We start from the raw sequence: 17,057 nt of genomic DNA on the forward strand, positions 1-17,057 counted from the left end.
GATCGCTGGCGGCATGGCGGCAGGCAATCTTGGTCGCGCTCGAAGACGTGGAGACCGGCACTGCCGACCTGCGCGCCGCGCGGCAGCGGGTCGCGCTGTTTGGCGAAGCGCGGGAGGCAGCGGAAAGCGCTGCGATCCTGGCGCGGAGCCAGTATCAGGCCGGTCTGACCGATTTCCAGACGCTGCTGACGGCGGAAAACCAGTTGCTGTCCGCACGCAATTCGCAGGTTTCGTCCGAAGCGCAGCGCGCAAGCGCCTTCGTTACCCTGACCCAGGCACTCGGCGGCGGCTGGGACCCGAATATCTATCCCGAGAATCTGACCGCAGGACCCACTCCATGAACGACACGGCATCCACAGGCGCGCTCCAGCCGGACAGCACGCCGGACACCATGGAAGAATTCCTCGGCGAAAAGCCGCGCCCGCGTTGGCGGCGATGGGCCAAGTACTGGGTCCCGGCGCTGGTCGTGCTGCTGTTGATCTTCGGGATTTCGCGTTGTTCCGGCGGCGACGAGGCCCCCCAGTACATCACCCAACCGGTCGAGCAGCAATCGCTCGACCTGACGGTCAGCGCCACGGGCAATCTGCGTCCGACCAATCAGGTCGAAGTCGGTTCCGAAGTATCGGGCAAGATCGATCTGATTACCGTCGATGTAAATGACCGGGTTACCCGCGGGCAGGTGCTGGCGCGGATCAACACCGACATTATCGATGACCAGATTGCCCAGTCGCGCGCCAATCTGAACGCCTCGCTTGCCTCCGTGGCTTCGGCGCAGGCGACGCTGGATGTTGATACCGCGCAGCTTGGCCGGCTGCGCGAAGTTGCGCGCATTTCCGGCGGCAAGGTCCCGTCGCAAACCGAACTGGAAGCCGCGCAGGCGAATGTCGCGCGCGACAGGGCCGCGGTCGCCTCGGCGCGAGCTAACGTCGCAGCTTCGGAAGCGGCGCTGTCGTCCAGCATGACCACGCGCAGCCGTGCGGTCATCCGCTCGCCGGTGACCGGGGTGGTTCTGGCCCGCCAGGTCGAACCCGGACAGACGGTGGCCGCGTCCTTCAACACCCCGACCCTGTTCGTGCTGGCGGAGGATCTTTCGGCCATGCAATTGCGGGTGGAAATCGACGAGGCAGATGTCGGCCAGGTCAAACCCGGTCAGAAGGCGGCATTCGTGGTCGATGCCTATCCCGGCAAGCGCTTCCCGGCAGTGGTTGAGCGGATCGATCTCGCGTCCAGCAACACTGCGACCGAAAACGCCGCGACCGCTGCTGCACCGGGCGATTCGGTGGTCAGTTACGAAGCGCGGCTGTCGGTTGCCAATCCGGACGGGCTGCTGCGGCCCGGCATGACCGCTACCGCGACCATCGCGACGCAGAATACCGGGCAGCAATTGCTGGTCCCCAACAGCGCCCTGCGATTCGATCCGGACAAGGAAAAGGCGGAGGAAGGCAGCGTCCTCAATCCGCAGATCGGGCTCGAGCGTTCGGAACAGCAGGCCACCATCGGTGCGGGCAGCCGCCAGCGCGTGTATGTGTTGCAGGATGACTTGACGCTCAAGGGGATAGATGTCGTGACCGGGCAGAGCAACGGACGGCAGACCGTGGTAACCTCCCCCGATCTCAGGAAGGGGATGAAAGTCGTGACCGGGACCAAGGCAGCCGCAAAATGACCGCCGCAGGCGCTCCGCAACCGCTGATCCAACTGGAAGGGATAACCAAGACCTTCGGGACCGGCCCGGCGGCGTTCCAGGCGCTGAAGGGCGTCGATCTGTCGATCGAACGGGGTGATTTCGTTGCGGTGATGGGGCCGTCCGGCTCGGGCAAATCGACCACCATGAACATTCTCGGTTGCCTCGACGTGCCGACCACCGGCAAATTCCGGTTCCGCGGCACAGAGGTCCAGGCGCTGACCCGCGACCAGCGCTCGCTGCTGCGCCGCCGCTACCTCGGGTTTGTCTTCCAGGGCTTCAATTTGCTGTCGCGCACGACCGCGCTGGAAAATGTCGAATTGCCCCTGCTGTATCGCGGCGAAAGCAAGGCCGCGCGGCGCAAGGCGGGGTTGAAAGCGCTCGACCTGGTGGGGCTGGTGCCGTGGGCAGGCCATACGCCGGCGGAACTTTCCGGCGGCCAGCAACAGCGTGTCGCCATCGCGCGGGCGCTGGTGACCGAACCCGATGTGCTGCTGGCGGACGAACCGACCGGCAATCTCGACACCGAACGCTCGATTGAGATCATGGAACTGCTCACCGATCTCAACCGCGCGGGTATCACCATTCTGCTGGTCACGCATGAAGCGGAAATGGCGCAATTCGCGCGCACCATCGTCCATTTCCGCGACGGGGTGGTCGAACGGATCGAGGGCGGGGCAGGCAGCGATCCGGTCCGGGCCGCCGCCGTTATCGGGGCGCGCGCCTGATGTTCGGCATTTTCGGCGCGACCCTGCTGCTGTCCCTGCGCGAGATCCGGCGGCACTTGCTGCGGTCCTTCCTGACCACGCTGGGGATCATCATCGGGGTGGCCGCGGTGATCACCATGGTCACGCTGGGCAACGGGGTAACCGCTTCGATCCGCGATGAAATATCCTCGCTCGGCTCGAACGTGTTCATCGTCTTTCCGGTGCGCACCGAACGCGGCAATCCGCGGCCGTTCGACCAGAGCGATATCAACGCCGTGGCGACGCAGATTGCCGGCGTCGAACTGGCCGCCGGCAGCGCTTCGTCCAGCGTGACGGCGTTTCACAACGGACAGAACTGGACCACCACGGTCAACGGGGTGGAAAGCGATTTTCTGAAAGCACAGACCATCGACCTGGTCGAAGGGCGCGGCTTTACGGCCGCCGAGGAAACCTCGGGCCAGAACGTCTGCATCCTCGGGCCCAAGGTGCTCAACGCGATTTTCGTGGCCGGAACCAGCCCCCTGGGCGCGGAAATGCGGCTGGATTCGGTGTCCTGTACGGTGATCGGCGTGCTCGAGGAACGCGGACAGGGCGGCGGCGGTCAGGATCAGGACAATGTGGTCATGATGCCGCTCAAGACTGTCCAGCGGCGGTTTATCGGCAACACAGATATCCAGTCCTTCGTGGTCAAATACGACAGCAGTTACGCCAGTGCCGGAATCCAGGCCTCGCTGGTCGACCTGCTGCGCGAACGCCGCCTGCTGCAGGACGGGCAGGATACCGATTTCAACGTCATCGACACCGCGCAGGTCAACGATGCGCTCGGCGCGGCCACCGGGGCGCTCACCGCAATGGTGGCGGCGATCGCAGCCATCAGCCTGCTGGTCGGGGGCATCGGGATCATGAACATCATGCTCGTGTCGGTGACCGAACGAACCCGCGAGATCGGCATCCGCCTCGCGATTGGTGCCCTGGCACGCGAAGTCCAGCTGCAATTCCTGACCGAGGCGGTGGTGCTGTGCTGTCTCGGCGGGCTGATCGGAATCGCGCTGGCGTTCGGCCTGTCCTACGGGCTTGCGTCGCTTATCGAGATCCCCTTCATGTTCGATCCGGTGATCAATGTGATGAGTTTCCTGTTTTCCGCAGCCATGGGGATTGTCTTCGGATTCTATCCCGCGCGGCGCGCATCCCGCCTCGACCCCATTGAAGCCTTGCGACACGAGTGAGTTTGCTGCCAATAAGGTGAGCAACGCGGCGGGTGAATCCTTTGAACGCATGAACGAAAAGCGGTAAGGTGTTCCGATGCCGTCCTTTTTCCTAGCCTTCGTCGCCGCGCTGCTGACCTCCACCGGCAGCCGCGATCAAGTGCTGGTCGCGCGTTTATCCGAACGGCTGGGCCGCGCCTATGGGCTGTTGACCGCCGGTTGGCTGGTCGCGGCGCTCTCGGCCGGGGTGATGGCCTGGGCCGGTCACGCCGTAGCGCAGCTCCTTCCGCCGGAGGGAAAGACCATGCTGGTGGCGATTGCGCTGGTACTGGCAGCGGCAGAACTGGCATGGCCCAACCGGATGGTGCCCCTGATGGATCCGACGCGATCGCTCGGCGCCATCGCTCTGGTCCTGCTTTCCCGCCAGCTCGGCGATGCCGGGCGGTTCCTGATTTTCGCGATTGCCGCGGCCACCGGTGCGCCGGTGCTGGCAGGGATCGGCGGCGCGCTCGCCGGAGGTGCGGCGGTTACGATCGGCTGGATGGCCGGGGCCGAGTTGGAACAAGCGTTGCCCTTGCAGAAGATCCGTCTGGCACTCGCAATTGTCGTCCTGATTTTCGGCGTGTTCATCGGTTTATCCGCACGAGGCCTAGTCGCCTGATCGCCTTATCCGATCTGGGTGATGGGGAGTTTACCGGAATCCTTGCCTGGCTCGGCCGGTTGCGACAGACACCGACGGACTGCTGGACGACTGGACCGATATCGATGAAGAACGTGTCTGGTTCCTGGCACAAACTCTGAAGTAAGCGGACACTGAAATGAGGCTTTGCCCACGGGCCTGACCGCAACGACACTAGCCGTCGGCGGACGATTTGGTATGGGTGGCGGATGAACCGACCGACACTTCGCGAACACGCCGACGACGCCGCCATTGCCGCCTGGATCCACCGCCGGCTCGTCGCCGCTCTCGACGAAGCGGACGGGCCCATCGCCATCACAATTCCCGGCGGTTCGACGCCGTTTCCGATCCTCGAGAAGCTGACCGCACATTCGCTCGACTGGGACCGGATCGCGGTGTGGCCGGGCGACGACCGGATCGTTCCGGAAGACCACGAAGCCAGCAATACCGGCCGCATCCGGGCGCTGCTCGAACCGGTGGGGGCGACTGTCGTCTCGATCATCGAGCAGGCTGAGGCGAATGACGCAGAGGTGCCGCATTTCGCGCTCGCCTGGCTCGGGATGGGGGCGGACGGCCATATCGCGTCGCTGTTCCCCAACACCGATCCCCGGCCCGACGATCCGCAGCTGATCCGTCACCTGACCCCCGATCCACTGCCGCCCGAGGCTCCTTTCGATCGGGTGACGCTGACCATCCCCGCTTTGCTGCGCAGCGACGCGCTGATGTTCGTGATCCGGGGCGACGACAAGCGCGCCCTGTTCGATGCCGCCATCGCCGGCGCGCATGACCTGCCAATAGCCCGTCTGCTGGGCGCAGCGGCGGCAACCGAAGGGCTGGAGGTGACGTGCTTCACCTGATCCCCGCGCCGCTCCACCGGCTCGCTTACCGGGTGGCCCACGCCCTCCGCAAGCGGTGGTGGCAGGTTCGCCAGCCGAAGATTTCCAGCGTGTCGGTGATCGCCACAGATCTGGAGGACCGGCTGCTGCTGGTCCGGTTGACCTATGGCTCGGGCTCGTGGTCGCTTCCGTCGGGAGGGATCGGGCGCGGCGAAGAACCGGAGGCGGCGGCCCGGCGTGAATTCCGCGAGGAAACCGGATGCGAGGCAGGAACGCTGCGGTTTGTCGGCATTCAGCAGGACCTTCTGCACGGGGCGCATAATTCGGTCCATGTCTATGCCGCCAAGGTGCAGGGCAATCCGGCCGCGGATGGGCGGGAGGTCATGGACGCGCGGTTTTTCCCGCTCCATTCGCTGCCGGAACCGCTCAGCCCGTTTGCGCGGCGGCGGCTGGAATTGTGGCGCGGCAGCCCGCAGGAATAAGGCTAGAACAGCGACAGCTGGGCAATATCCCGCCCCGGCCCCGCCAATTTTTCTCTGGCGATTGCCGGATCCGGCCCGGCCAGATTGGACAGGGTCAGGCCCATCAGCCGGATCGGCATCGGCAGGGGCAGCATTTCTTCCAGCAGAGCACGGCCGATCGCCCGGAATTCGTCCTTGCCGGTGACATTATAGGGCAGGGACCGGGCGCGGGTGACCAGCGTAAAATCGTTATATTTCATCTTCAGCGTGATTGTCCGGCCTTCTGCGCGGGCACTTTCGATCCGGTCCCAGACAATATCCACGATCCGTTCCAGCGTCTCGCGCAGCGCCGCACCTGAGGAGATGTCCTCGCTGAACGTCCGCTCCCCGCCGACCGATTTGCGGATCTGGTTGGCGCGCACCGGGCGCAAATCGATGCCCCGCGCAGCGCGGAACAGATAATCCGCAAAGCTACCGAAATTGCTGCGCAGGAAGTGGATGTCCTTTGCGGCCAGGTCGGCGCCGGTTTCGATCCCGAGCCGGGCCATCTTCTCCGCACCCTTGGGTCCGATGCCGTGGAACCGGCGCACCGGCAGCGCCGCCACGAACGCCGCGCCTTCGCCCGGGCGGATGACGCATAGTCCGTCGGGCTTGTTCTGGTCGCTGGCCAGCTTGGCGAGGAATTTGTTGTAGCTGACCCCGGCGCTGGCGGTCAGCTGCGTTTCTTCCTGGATGCGCTGGCGGATCAGCTGGGCGATGCGGGTCGCGGACCCGATCCCGCGCAGGTCGTCGGAAACGTCGAGATAGGCCTCGTCCAGGCTCAGCGGTTCGACATGGGGGGTGAAGTGGCGGAATATCGCACGGATTTGCTGCGACACTTCGCGGTAAGTGTCGAAATGGCTCTTGCAGAAGATCAGCTCGGGGCACAGCCGCCTGGCGGTGACCGATGGCATGGCGGAGCGGACGCCGAACTTTCGCGCTTCGTAACTGGCAGCGGCGACCACTCCGCGCCCGCCTGCGCCGCCGACAGCCACCGGCTTGCCGCGCAATTCGGGGTTGTCGCGCTGCTCCACGCTGGCGAAGAAGGCGTCCATATCGACATGGATGATCTTGCGCAGTCCGCTCGATTCGTCCTCGTCGCTATGGCCGTCATTGTCCGGCGCAGCGGGGGTATCGTGAAAGGCGTCTTCGAGGTCCACGGCGGCGAGGATAGCCCCGCCACTGTTTCTCCGGAACAAAAACATGGCCAAGCCGTCAGGATTCGAGAATAAGGCCGCTTCCATTCGAGTCCGGTTGGCGATTTGCGCCCGACGCCGCTAACCTGCCCACAGGAATTCCATGACCACCAGCGCATCACCAACCCGCCCGCAATTGGGCGAACGCGAATTGATCGCAATGATGGCTTCGCTGATGAGCCTGCAGGCGTTCGGCATCGACGGAATGCTGCCCGCACTCGGCGCAATGGCGGCGGAACTCGGCGCGTCCGGCAACGACCGCCAGCTGATTATCGCTGCCTATCTGCTCGGCTCCGGCCTTGGTGCGCTGATCCCGGGAGCGTTCGCCGACCGTTTCGGGCGCCGACCGGTGCTGTATTTCAGCATCGTGTTCTATTTCCTGATGTCGCTCGCCTGTTCGATGGTGACCGATTTCGGCACGCTGGTGGCGATGCGGGCAATCCAGGGGTTCGGCAGCGCGGGCCTGTCCGTTCTGCCGGCCACGATCGTGCGCGACCGGGTGGGCGGGGACCGGATGGCCAAGCTGATGTCGCTGATCATGATGACCTTCATGGTGGTGCCGCTGCTCGCCCCGGCCGCTGGCCAGGCGATCCTGGTGTTCGCCGGATGGCGGGTGATTTTCGACGCCATGGCGGTAGCCTGCGCGCTGGTCGGCATTTGGGTCTTTTGGCGGCTGCCGGAATCGCTGACTGCGGAAAACCGCCAGACGCTGGAACCGCGTACCATCGCGGTCAACATGGTCCGCGGCGTCAGCGATCGCAGCGCACTCGGCTATATTCTCGGCAGTGCGCTGGTGTTCGGCGCCCTGTTCGGCTTCCTCAATTCATCGCAGCAGCTGATCGGTGAGACATTCGGCGCCGGCGAGGATTTCGCACTGGTGTTCGGCGCGATGGTGATCGGGCTGGTGATCGCCAATTTCACCAACTCCCGCATCGTCGAACGCTTCGGTGCGCGAAGGGTCAGCCATACGGCGCTGCTCGCCATTATCGTGGTCAGCGGCGTGCAGGTCTGGTCCGCCAGCCAGCCGGATCAGTCGCTGTGGCAATTCGTGCCGCTGATGTCGATCAACCTGGCGCTGCTCGGTTTCATCGGGGCCAATTTCGGATCGATCGCGATGCAGCCCTTCCTGCATATCGCGGGCGCGGCGTCCTCCGGCCAGACCTTCCTGCGGATGGTCACCGGCGCGCTGCTGGGCGGGGCGATCGGACAGGCGTTTGACGGCACTGCGCGGCCGATCGCTATGGCGCTGCTGGTGTGCGGGATCCTGGCGCTGCTGCTGGTGCTGTGGAGCGAGAAGGGCAGGCTGTTTCGCCGGGTCCATCCGCCCGGCACGAACCCGGTTATTCTTCCGGCGGAATGACGGGTGCCGGCGCGGGCGCACGGGCGAAATCGCGGCGCGACCAGCGCGGCATTTCGGCAGGGGGTTCCGGCCGGTTTACCAGCGCCTCGAAACAGGCGGCGGCAACGTGGCGTGCCTTGGCAAGGCCGGAGACATAGATCCGGTGGTCCCATGCCGCCGTGCCCGATCTGCGCACCTTGCGGCCGATCGCGCCATAGATCCGCGCCGCGCTCAGCACCGCCCAGCGGCTGCGGAACGGAAGGTTCTTCGCGCCGAGACGCGATGCCGCTTCATGAGCCTCGGCCAGGTCCAGCATTCGCGCCACGAGCCCAACCAACTCGCGGCGGAACATCGGTTTCATGTGCTGGCCCGGCGGAATATCCGCTTCGGAAAGCCATTCCACCGGCAAATAGCAGCGCCCCGCCGCGTCATCTTCCTCGATATCGCGCGCGATGTTGTTGAGCTGGAATGCAAGGCCAAGGTCGCACGCCCGGTCCAGCATCTCCCCGTCGTCCTTCGCCACGCCCATGACCACGCCCATCATCACGCCCACCGCGCCTGCGACATGATAGCAATATTGCATCATGTCCTTTTCGGTGCGGGGCCGCCAATCGTCCGCATCGAGCGCGAAACCGGCGATAACGTCCTCCGCCATTTCGTGCGTGATCCCGGCTTCGATGGCTACCTGGCCGAAGGCGTCGAACGCCACATCGGCGGTGGGCATCCGGTCGAACGCGCGGTTGGTGAGCAGCTTGATCGACCGCAGGCGCTTGGCCGCGTCGCTCTGGTCTCCCAGCGCGCCGCCCTTGTCCTGCGCGTCGGCGATGTCGTCGCAGCGGCGGCACCAGGCATAGAGCAGCCACACCCGTTCGCGAGTGGTCCGGTCGAACAGGCGGGACGCGGCGGCGAAGCTTTTGGAGCCTTCCTCGATCGCTTCGCGCGCCTTGGCCACCAGCGACGCCCGCTGCCGCCCCCCGCCGGTCTGTTCGGGGGTGGTCCGCATTATCCGCGACGGCGCCAGCATACGCTTGGAATTGGTCGTCCCGGGATGATTGCGTTCGGTCAGAGGTCGCTGGCCTTCATCTGAAAAATCGGGGTGTGGGGGATGTATTCTGCCATCCGGGTGAGCAGCGTGTCGAGCGATTCCTCGGCAATCAGGATGCCCTGATGCGCCGGGCGGACGAAACCGACCTCTGCCATGTGCCGGTTGAACGCGATCAGATGGTCGTAGAACCCGAAGGCGTTGAGCAGTCCGACGGGGTTGGAATGATAGCCCAGTTGGGCCCAGCTGACCGCTTCCCACATCTCGTCCATCGTGCCGACGCCGCCGGGCAGGTTGATGAACCCGTCCGAGAGATCGGTGAAGGCGGCCTTGCGTTCATGCATTCCGCCCACGATCCGCAGTTCGGTGCAATCATTGTTCGCAATCTCGCTGCCCGCCAGCGCCTCGGGGATGACCCCGATCACTTCGCCGCCCGCATCCAGAGCGCCAGACGCGACCGCACCCATCAGCCCCAGCCGCCCGCCGCCGTAAACCACGCCGATGCCGCGCTGCGCCAGCACCGCGCCCACGTTGCGGGCGAGGTCGATATAGCGCGGGTCCGCCGGGGAGGCGGAGCCGCAGTAGATTGCCAGTCGTTTCATGCCTGTAAATCCTCGATCATCAGACCGGCGGTCGCTTTCGCGCTGCCGACGACGCCCGGTATACCCGCGCCAGGGTGAGTGCCAGCGCCGGTGAGGTAAAAATTGGGGATCACATCGTCGCGGTTGTGGCCGCGGAACCACGCGCTCTGGGTCAGCACCGGTTCCAGGCTGAACGCGCTGCCGAGATGCGCGTTGAGATCGGTGCTGAAATCCTTCGGTGCGTAATGGAATTTGGTCACGATCCGGTCATGGATGTCGGGGATCAGCCGCCGTCCGACCTCGTCGAGAATGCGCCGCTCCAGGATCGGGCCAATCTCGTCCCAATCCACCGCCAGCTTGCCCATGTGGGCGACGGGGACCAGCGCATAGAAGGTGCTCTTGCCCGGAGGCGCCATGCTCGGGTCCGTGACGGTGGGGTGGTGCAGGTAGATGCTGAAATCCTGCGGCAACACGCCCTTGTCATAGATATCGTCCAGCAGCCCTTTGTAGCGCGGTCCGAACAGGATCATGTGGTGCGGGATGCCGGGCCAGGTTCCTTCCAGCCCGAAATGGACCACGAACAATCCGGGGCTGTAGGACTTGCGGGCGAGTTTCTTCGCATAATCCTTGCCGCGTTTGCTGGTGGACAGCAGGTCGCGGTAGGAATGCATGATGTCGGCATTGCTGGCGACGGCGTCGAAGCGTTCGCGGAACCCGCTTTTCGTTTCGACCTCGGACACGCGGTTGCCCACCGTGTGCAGCTGGATCACCGGATCGCCGACGATCATCCGCCCGCCGAGCCGCTCGAAATGGCGGATCATCCCCGCGATCAGCCGGTTGGTGCCACCGCGTGTCCACCACACGCCGCCGTCCTTTTCCAGCTTGTGGATGAGGGCATAGACCGCGCTCGTCTTCATCGGGTTGCCGCCGACCAGCAGCGTGTGGAAACTCAGCGCCTCGCGTAGTTTTTCCGATTTGATGTATTTCGACACGATCGAATAGACGCTGCGCCAGGCCTGGTATTTGGCCAGCGCCGGTGCCGCCTTGATCATGGATTTGAAATCGAGGAACGGAACGGTGCCCAGCTTCACATAGCCTTCGTCATGCACCCCGGCGGAATAGTTCAGAAATTCCCGGTAGCCCGCAGCGTCGCCCGGCGCGACGCGGTCGATCTCGGCCATCAGGCCCGCTTCGTCGTTCGAATAGTCGAAATTCACCCCGTCCGGCCAGTTCAGCCGGTAGAACGGCATCACCGGCATCAGTTCGACATCCTCCGCCATGTCGTGGCCGGTCAGTTCCCACAATTGCCTGAGGCACGGCGGATCGGTCACCACGGTCGGGCCGCCGTCGAAGGTGAAGCCGTCCTTTTCCCAGAAATAGGCGCGGCCGCCCGGCTTGTCCCGGCCTTCGATTACAGTGGTTGCGATCCCGGCGGATTGCAGCCGGATTGCCAGTGCCAACCCGCCAAAGCCCGATCCGACTACGCAGGCGGTCTTGCCGGTGGGTGGTATCGCCAGGGGCTTCGCCGCCGCTGCCGGGGAGGGCGCCAGCGAAGGGATGGAAGGCGAGGTCATGGTCGTGTCTCCTGGGGGGCGGCAAGCGGACGGCCCGGGGTAATCAAGGCCGCAATCGCCTTGCTGACAGCTACGGGCGGCTTGCCGATAAGGATGCGGGCCTTGTCGGCAAAAGTGGACCGCGCGGCGTAAAACCGTTCGACCAGATCTTCGTCAAGGCGGTAGAAATGTTCGAAGATGCGGTAGCGCAGGTCCGGCTCGGCCGCGCCGAACAGCATCGAGCCGAGCATTCGGTAATAACGCGTCCGCGCCCAATGGCGCCGTGCGCGCTGCTCGATCAAGGCAGTCATCTGCGCGCCCGGAAGGTCCGCCTCAGCGGCGATCGCCAGCGCAGTCTCCACCGCAAAAGGCAGGGTGTAGCTGGTTAGAGGATGCACGAACCCGCCGCGCGCGCCGGCCATCGCCACGCCGTCAACCCGCAGCGCCGCCTGATACTCCGCAAACGACCCGCCGGTGATGACTGGCAGGACCCCGGCTTCGTGGCCGACAATCTCGAAATCATCGCTGCCCGCCGCGCCCCAGCCCTGTTCCTGCGTATAGGCGTCGATCCGGGCGGACAGCGCGCTGCGGTCCAGCACCGGATCGTCGGCGTAATAGGTGTCTTCGATGAACAGGTCTCTCGCGCCCAGCGGCAACGTATAGACGAAACGGAAGGCATCATGCTGCCGGACCGCGGCGTCCATGATCATGGGTCGGGCGATCCCGTGCGGCTGCTTCGTGCGGATGTGGCGGCCCATGAACACCTGCCACCCGCCGCGAAAATGCTCCGAAGTTACCCCGCCGCGGCAGTCGATCACCATGCGGGCGGAAATCCTGGCGCCGCTGTCCAGCGTCACGCCCTGCGCGTCCAGCGCGGCAACGCCGCAGCTGGTATGGATGCTCTCTTGCGACAATTCGCGCCGCAGGCTGGCGTCGAAATCGGGCGAGGCGAGCGAACGGTATTGCGACCCAAGCTGCCGCGCGTAGGCCGGAAAGCGCACTTCGTAGCCCCGCCACTCGGCAATGCGGAACCCGGCCATCAGCGCCGCGCTTTCGGGCGCCGCCAGGTCGCTGGCGAACCAGCTCCACCGGTGGTTGCCGCCGAGCGTCTCGCCCTGTTCGATCAGCATGACCGATATTTCCGGCCGCAGGCGCCGCAGCGCGAGCGCGATCAGCCCGCCCGCCAGCCCTCCGCCGACAATCGCGATCTCGGTTCGTGTGTCTGCCGGAGTATGTTGCGTGCGCGCGACCATTGGCGATAGGCACTAAGCGGCATTGGGATGGGGAGCAATCAACTTGCGCATCGGAAAAGCCGTGCCAAAAGGGCGCATGACCCGCCGCCTCCTGCCGCACCGCGCGGCCATACTCGCAACTGTGCTTCTGCTATTGGCCGTCGCCGCAATCCTGCTGGCAATGGACCGGCCGCCGATCTGTGCTTGCGGCACGGTGAAACTGTGGCACGGGGTGGTCCAATCCTCGGAAAACAGCCAGCATCTGACAGACTGGTATTCCCCCAGCCATTTCATCCACGGGCTGATCTTCTATTTCTTCGCCTGGCTGCTGTGGATAAAATGGGGGATATTCGGCGGAAAACCCCAGCGCTGGGCTTTGCCGATTGCCGCGGTGATCGAATCGGCGTGGGAGATATTCGAGAACACCCCCTTCATCATCGACCGCTACCGCGAGGTCACTATCAGCTGGGGTTATGTCGGGGACAGCACGATCAATTCGCTGGCGGATATCGGCTGGATGATCGCCGGCTTCCTGTTCGCCGCGCGGGTGCCATGGCAGATCAGCCTGGCGATTGCGGTGTTTTTCGAGCTGTTTACCGCGTGGATGATCCGCGACAATCTGACGCTCAACGTGGTCATGCTGGTGTGGCCGCTCGAGGCGGTCAAGCAGTGGCAGGGCATGGGATAGCGTCTGACGCCGGAACATCGGGGGACTCGCGGCGTTGATGGTTCGACTGACCGAGGGAAATCTCCATGTACCGCCATTTCATGTCTGCTGCGCTTGCCAGCGCGGCCATCTGCCCTGCTGCCGCCGCGTCCGGCGCTGCCGCACAGGACGCGCCGCCGCCGACCGGTCCTCCGGAAGATCCGGAAAGCGACGTTTACGACGACACCTGGATGAGCATCGGGATTGGCGCGGGTCTTGGCCCGAGCTATTCTGGTTCCGACGATTTTGTACTGTTTCCGGCCCCGATCCTGCAGGGCAGGGTTGGCGGTATCGGGATTTCGCCGCGCCCGGCCGGGCTGGCTCTCGACCTGATCGATGACGCTCCGGGAAGCGCGGTAAATTTTTACGTTGGTCCCTCGTTCCGGTTACGCAGCGACCGCGCAAATCAGATCGGCGACGAGGTGGTAAAGCTGGCGGGAAAGCTGGAGCGGGCCTATGAAGTGGGCTTTTCGGCAGGCATCAGCAAACCGGCGCTGCTGAACCCATATGACAGCATCAGCTTCGGCGTCGATACAAGATGGGATGTGGCCGGTGCGCATAGCGGTATGGTTGTGGAACCCGGCGTATCTTATTTCACTCCGCTAAGCCGCGGCATGGCGGCGGTGCTGTCGGTCAGCGCCGAATATGCCGATAATGATTACAATTCCTATTACTACACTGTGGATGCGGCACAGAGCGCGGCGTCCGGGCTGAACCTGTACGAAGCCGATGGCGGGTTCAACTCGGTCGGTACCAATCTGCTGCTGTCGATGGATCTGGACGGCAATTTGCTCAACGGCGGGATGTCGGTGGTATTGATCGGAGGATATTCGCGGCTGCTGGGCGATGCAAAGAACACCCCCTATACCAGCGAGCGCGGCAGCACGGACCAATTTTTCGGCGCGGTTGGCATCAGCTATACGTTCTGAACTCACGTCCCTCCGGGCACCGCGCCCGGAGGGAACTCACTATTCTGCTGATTTACTCGGCGTCGTCCGCTTTGGCGGCTTTCGCGCCCTTGGCGCCCTCGGCCAGCTGCGGGCGCGGTGCCGGCAGTTCGGCGGTCCGGTCACCGGTCATCAGATAGGTGTCGAACCAGCGCATCATCCGCAGATTGTAATCGTACCGCGCGGCGGCCTTCTGGTTACCGTGCCCTTCGCCCGGGAACAGAACCAGCCGGACCGGAGTGTCGGGCTTGCGCACCTTGATGTTGCGGTACAGCTCGTAGCTTTGGGTGGGGGAAACGCGGGTATCGTCTGCCCCGTGCATGATCAGCAGCGGAGTTTCGGCCTGTCCGGCGTAATAGATCGGGCTGCGCTGGAGCAAGCGGTCCCATTCTTCCCAGGGCCATTTCAGTTCGTGCACCAGATACATTTCGTCGGGGATGTCGGTGGTGCCGAATTTGCTGAGATTGTTGGAAATGCCGACGAACATCACGCTGGCGGCGTATTCCTCCGAATAGCGGGTTGCGCCCCAGGCGCTGGCGAAGCCGCCGTAGGACCCGCCGGTGATCCCGGTGCGCAGCGGATCGGTGATCCCGGCGGCCACCAGTGCGCGCTTGCCGTCCACCAGATCGTCGAATTCCTTGCCCGCATAATCGCCCTGATGCTCCTTGGAAAATGCCGTGCCATAGGCGGTGGAGCCGCGGTAATTGGGCAGGAACACCGCATAGCCCTTGCCCGCCGCCACCTGGCCGGGCTTGCTGTAGGCGGTCTGCCAGCCGTTGGATTCGTGGGCTTCCGGCCCGCCATGGACATTGAGGATAGTAGGCGCGCCGCCCGCAGGTGCGCCGCCGACCGGTTCGATCAGCACGCCTTCGATCTGGCGTCCGTCGCGCGCGGTGTAGGTGAAGGTGCGCTGGGTGCCCATGTCGATATCGGCGAGCCATGGATTGTGCTGCGTCCAGCGGGTGAAGGCACCGTCTGCCAGCACGAACAGTTCCGGCGGATGCGCGGGCGAATGCGCCTGGACGGCAAGGGTGCTGCCTCCGGCTTCGATACCGGTGAGGATCAGCCCGCCGGTTTCCACTTCCTCCACTGCATCGCCGTAAAAGCGCAGCACGCTTTGCGCGCCCTTGTGGATGATCACCGCGAGCCGTTCGTCCGGCAGCCATTCGGCATCGACCGCTGCTTCCGGAGCACCAAGATTGAGCGGGGTCAGCGCGCCGGTTTCGATATCGGCGAGGTATAGCGTGGTCGCCGCCGGGTCGTTCTTGTCAGTCGCTGCGATCATCGACAGCACCGAGCCGTCGGGGCCGATCTCGACATCGCCCAGCTTGCCCGGGGTTTCGATGATCCGGCTGACCTTGCCGCTCGCAAGGTCGAGCACCTGCACGCGTGTGGAGGTGTAGCTGTCATCCACCGAAGGGGTTGGCGCGCTCTGGATGATGGCCTTCGAACCGTCCGGCGTCACCTCGAAGGCGCTGACATATCCCGGAACCGTGATCGCTGTCGGCTTGGCGTCCACTTCATCACCGACCACCGCGGAAAAAACGCGGTTGAAGCGCGATTCCTCCTCGTAAACGACCGCGTTGAATCCGGCCTTGCTCTGTGCTTCGCGCTGCTTGTCCTCTGCCGCCCCGGCCAGCAGGTAAACCCTGCTGCCGTCGGGGGAAAAGGCGTATGAGGTAACATTCGCGCCGTCCACACCGGCCAGCTTGCGGTGTCCGCCGCCATCGACGGGAATGGCCCACAGACCGCGCTTTTCATCCTCCGCGGCCCACAGGAAACTGACCATCCGGCCGTCTGGGGTGAACTTCACGCTGCGGACCTCGATATCGGCGGGCAGGAATACGCGCGCCTGGTCCGGTCCGAAGGCCATCTTCAGCTGCTGGGTGGTGGAACCGTTATCCTCGCCAACCGTCACATCGGGCAGGCTGGAAGTGGTATAGGTGATCCGGCTGCCATCGGGGGACACGCTGATGGTGCCGACCGATTCCAGCTTCGCGACGTCTTCGGGGGTCATCGGGCGGGCGGCGGCGGAGGTGGCGGCAACAGAAGCCGAGCCAAGCAGCGTGGCGGCGAGCAGAAGCTTGCGGGTCATTCGGTAATTTCCTCTCGTGACGAACGAACTTGTAGGGGTTTCATAGCGAAAGCGGTTACCAGTGCAACCGGTCCTCTTGTCCCTATCGGCCAATCACGGCATGACGGCTGAAAAGGGGAGATTCGATGATGCTGAAATTCACCGGTTTGCTGGCCACCGCAGCCATGGGCGCCGCCCTGTCCGCGCAGCCGGCCCTCGCGGAAACCACCTATATCCATGCCGGATCGGTAATTGCGGATGCTACGGGCGAAGCCAGCGGGCCGGCGACGATCATCGTTACCGATGGCAAGATTGTCAGCATCGAGGACGGGTTCGTCACCGCTCCCGAAGGCGCGGAGATGGTCCTCCTGGCGGACCAGACGGTCCTCCCTGGGCTGATCGACCTTCATGTCCATCTGACCGGCGATCCTGGCGGCGATTTCTGGAAGGAAGCAATCGAGCCCGACGAATGGGGCGTAGTGATCGGCGCTAAGAACGCGCGGCTGACCGCGCTGGCCGGGTTCACCACCGTGCGCGAAGCGGGCAGCGCGCAGCAGACCGCCTACAGCCTCCGGCGCGGAACCGCCGAGGGTATGCTGGCCGGGCCGCGTATCCTTGCCGCAGGGCCGCCGCTGTCGATCGTCGGCGGACACGGCGACGTTTCGGGCTTCAAGCCGGAGGTCAACGCCGTGCTGACGGGCGGATACACTTGCACCGGCGCAGTGGAATGCGCGGAGAAGGTCCGCCGCGCCAGCCAGAACGGCGCGGATATCATCAAG

17 protein-coding genes are annotated in these 17,057 nt (G+C 64.5%); 11 read left to right on the forward strand and 6 right to left on the reverse strand.

From position 1 onward, the window contains the following. From U0988_RS06650 to U0988_RS06680, 7 genes are all read left to right on the forward strand, one after another. A partial coding sequence (locus tag U0988_RS06650) for a TolC family protein (protein ID WP_322291842.1) occupies positions 1–341 on the forward strand: 341 nt, incomplete at its 5' end. After that, positions 338–1,663: an efflux RND transporter periplasmic adaptor subunit gene (locus U0988_RS06655; protein ID WP_322291843.1), complete on the forward strand. Its 1,326-nt coding sequence runs from the start codon at positions 338–340 to the stop codon at positions 1,661–1,663. The genes U0988_RS06650 and U0988_RS06655, both read left to right, overlap by 4 nt. Continuing rightward, on the forward strand, positions 1,660–2,409 hold the full coding sequence (locus tag U0988_RS06660; protein ID WP_322291844.1) for an ABC transporter ATP-binding protein: 750 nt from the start codon (positions 1,660–1,662) through the stop codon (positions 2,407–2,409). The genes U0988_RS06655 and U0988_RS06660 overlap by 4 nt, the downstream gene beginning before the upstream one ends. A gap of 8 nt (positions 2,410–2,417) precedes the next feature. Continuing rightward, positions 2,418–3,614: an ABC transporter permease gene (locus tag U0988_RS06665; RefSeq protein ID WP_322291858.1), complete on the forward strand. Its 1,197-nt coding sequence runs from the start codon at positions 2,418–2,420 to the stop codon at positions 3,612–3,614. Positions 3,615–3,690: 76 nt separating this feature from the next. Then, positions 3,691–4,254, forward strand: a complete 564-nt coding sequence (locus tag U0988_RS06670) for a hypothetical protein (RefSeq protein WP_322291845.1) — start codon at positions 3,691–3,693, stop codon at positions 4,252–4,254. A 227-nt stretch (positions 4,255–4,481) separates the two neighbouring features. Continuing rightward, positions 4,482–5,129, forward strand: a complete 648-nt coding sequence (locus tag U0988_RS06675; protein ID WP_322291846.1) for a 6-phosphogluconolactonase — start codon at positions 4,482–4,484, stop codon at positions 5,127–5,129. Continuing rightward, complete coding sequence (locus U0988_RS06680) at positions 5,117–5,590, forward strand: NUDIX domain-containing protein (RefSeq protein WP_322291847.1); 474 nt, start codon at positions 5,117–5,119, stop codon at positions 5,588–5,590. The genes U0988_RS06675 and U0988_RS06680 overlap by 13 nt, the downstream gene beginning before the upstream one ends. Before the next feature lie 2 nt (positions 5,591–5,592). Here the strand turns inward: U0988_RS06680 and dinB are convergent, their stop codons facing one another. After that, complete coding sequence (gene dinB / locus U0988_RS06685; RefSeq protein ID WP_322291848.1) at positions 5,593–6,813, reverse strand: DNA polymerase IV; 1,221 nt, start codon at positions 6,811–6,813, stop codon at positions 5,593–5,595. A 94-nt stretch (positions 6,814–6,907) separates the two neighbouring features. Between dinB and U0988_RS06690 the strand changes: the two genes are divergently transcribed. Then, on the forward strand, positions 6,908–8,164 hold the full coding sequence (locus tag U0988_RS06690) for a multidrug effflux MFS transporter (RefSeq protein ID WP_322291849.1): 1,257 nt from the start codon (positions 6,908–6,910) through the stop codon (positions 8,162–8,164). On the opposite strand, the gene U0988_RS06695 is transcribed toward U0988_RS06690, so the two are convergent. Genes U0988_RS06695 through crtY form a run of 4 tightly spaced genes read right to left on the reverse strand, consistent with a single transcriptional unit; the run spans position 8,145 to position 12,572 of the window. Continuing rightward, positions 8,145–9,146: a phytoene/squalene synthase family protein gene (locus tag U0988_RS06695; protein WP_322291850.1), complete on the reverse strand. Its 1,002-nt coding sequence runs from the start codon at positions 9,144–9,146 to the stop codon at positions 8,145–8,147. The genes U0988_RS06690 and U0988_RS06695 overlap by 20 nt on opposite strands. A 59-nt stretch (positions 9,147–9,205) precedes the next feature. Continuing rightward, a complete protein-coding gene (locus U0988_RS06700) occupies positions 9,206–9,787 on the reverse strand; it encodes a TIGR00730 family Rossman fold protein (RefSeq protein WP_322291851.1) in 582 nt (193 codons plus the stop codon). Further along, entirely contained in the window at positions 9,784–11,340 is a 1,557-nt protein-coding gene (locus tag U0988_RS06705) for a phytoene desaturase (RefSeq protein ID WP_322291852.1), read from the reverse strand. The genes U0988_RS06700 and U0988_RS06705 overlap by 4 nt, the downstream gene beginning before the upstream one ends. Continuing rightward, the gene (gene crtY, locus U0988_RS06710; protein WP_322291853.1) at positions 11,337–12,572 is read right to left on the reverse strand and encodes a lycopene beta-cyclase CrtY; all 1,236 of its coding nucleotides are present in this window, start codon (positions 12,570–12,572) and stop codon (positions 11,337–11,339) included. The genes U0988_RS06705 and crtY overlap by 4 nt, the downstream gene beginning before the upstream one ends. Positions 12,573–12,648: 76 nt before the next feature. Between crtY and U0988_RS06715 the strand changes: the two genes are divergently transcribed. Beyond that, entirely contained in the window at positions 12,649–13,239 is a 591-nt protein-coding gene (locus tag U0988_RS06715; RefSeq protein ID WP_322291854.1) for a DUF2585 domain-containing protein, read from the forward strand. A gap of 65 nt (positions 13,240–13,304) precedes the next feature. Continuing rightward, on the forward strand, positions 13,305–14,186 hold the full coding sequence (locus U0988_RS06720) for a MipA/OmpV family protein (RefSeq protein WP_322291855.1): 882 nt from the start codon (positions 13,305–13,307) through the stop codon (positions 14,184–14,186). A gap of 52 nt (positions 14,187–14,238) precedes the next feature. On the opposite strand, the gene U0988_RS06725 is transcribed toward U0988_RS06720, so the two are convergent. After that, entirely contained in the window at positions 14,239–16,299 is a 2,061-nt protein-coding gene (locus tag U0988_RS06725) for a S9 family peptidase (protein WP_322291856.1), read from the reverse strand. A gap of 125 nt (positions 16,300–16,424) precedes the next feature. On the opposite strand from U0988_RS06725, the gene U0988_RS06730 reads away from it, so the two are divergent. Beyond that, positions 16,425–17,057, forward strand: a 633-nt coding sequence (locus U0988_RS06730) for an amidohydrolase family protein (RefSeq protein ID WP_322291857.1), incomplete at its 3' end; no start/stop codon positions are given.

The organism is Allopontixanthobacter sp. (assembly GCF_034376665.1).
Taxonomy (GTDB): domain Bacteria; phylum Pseudomonadota; class Alphaproteobacteria; order Sphingomonadales; family Sphingomonadaceae; genus Allopontixanthobacter.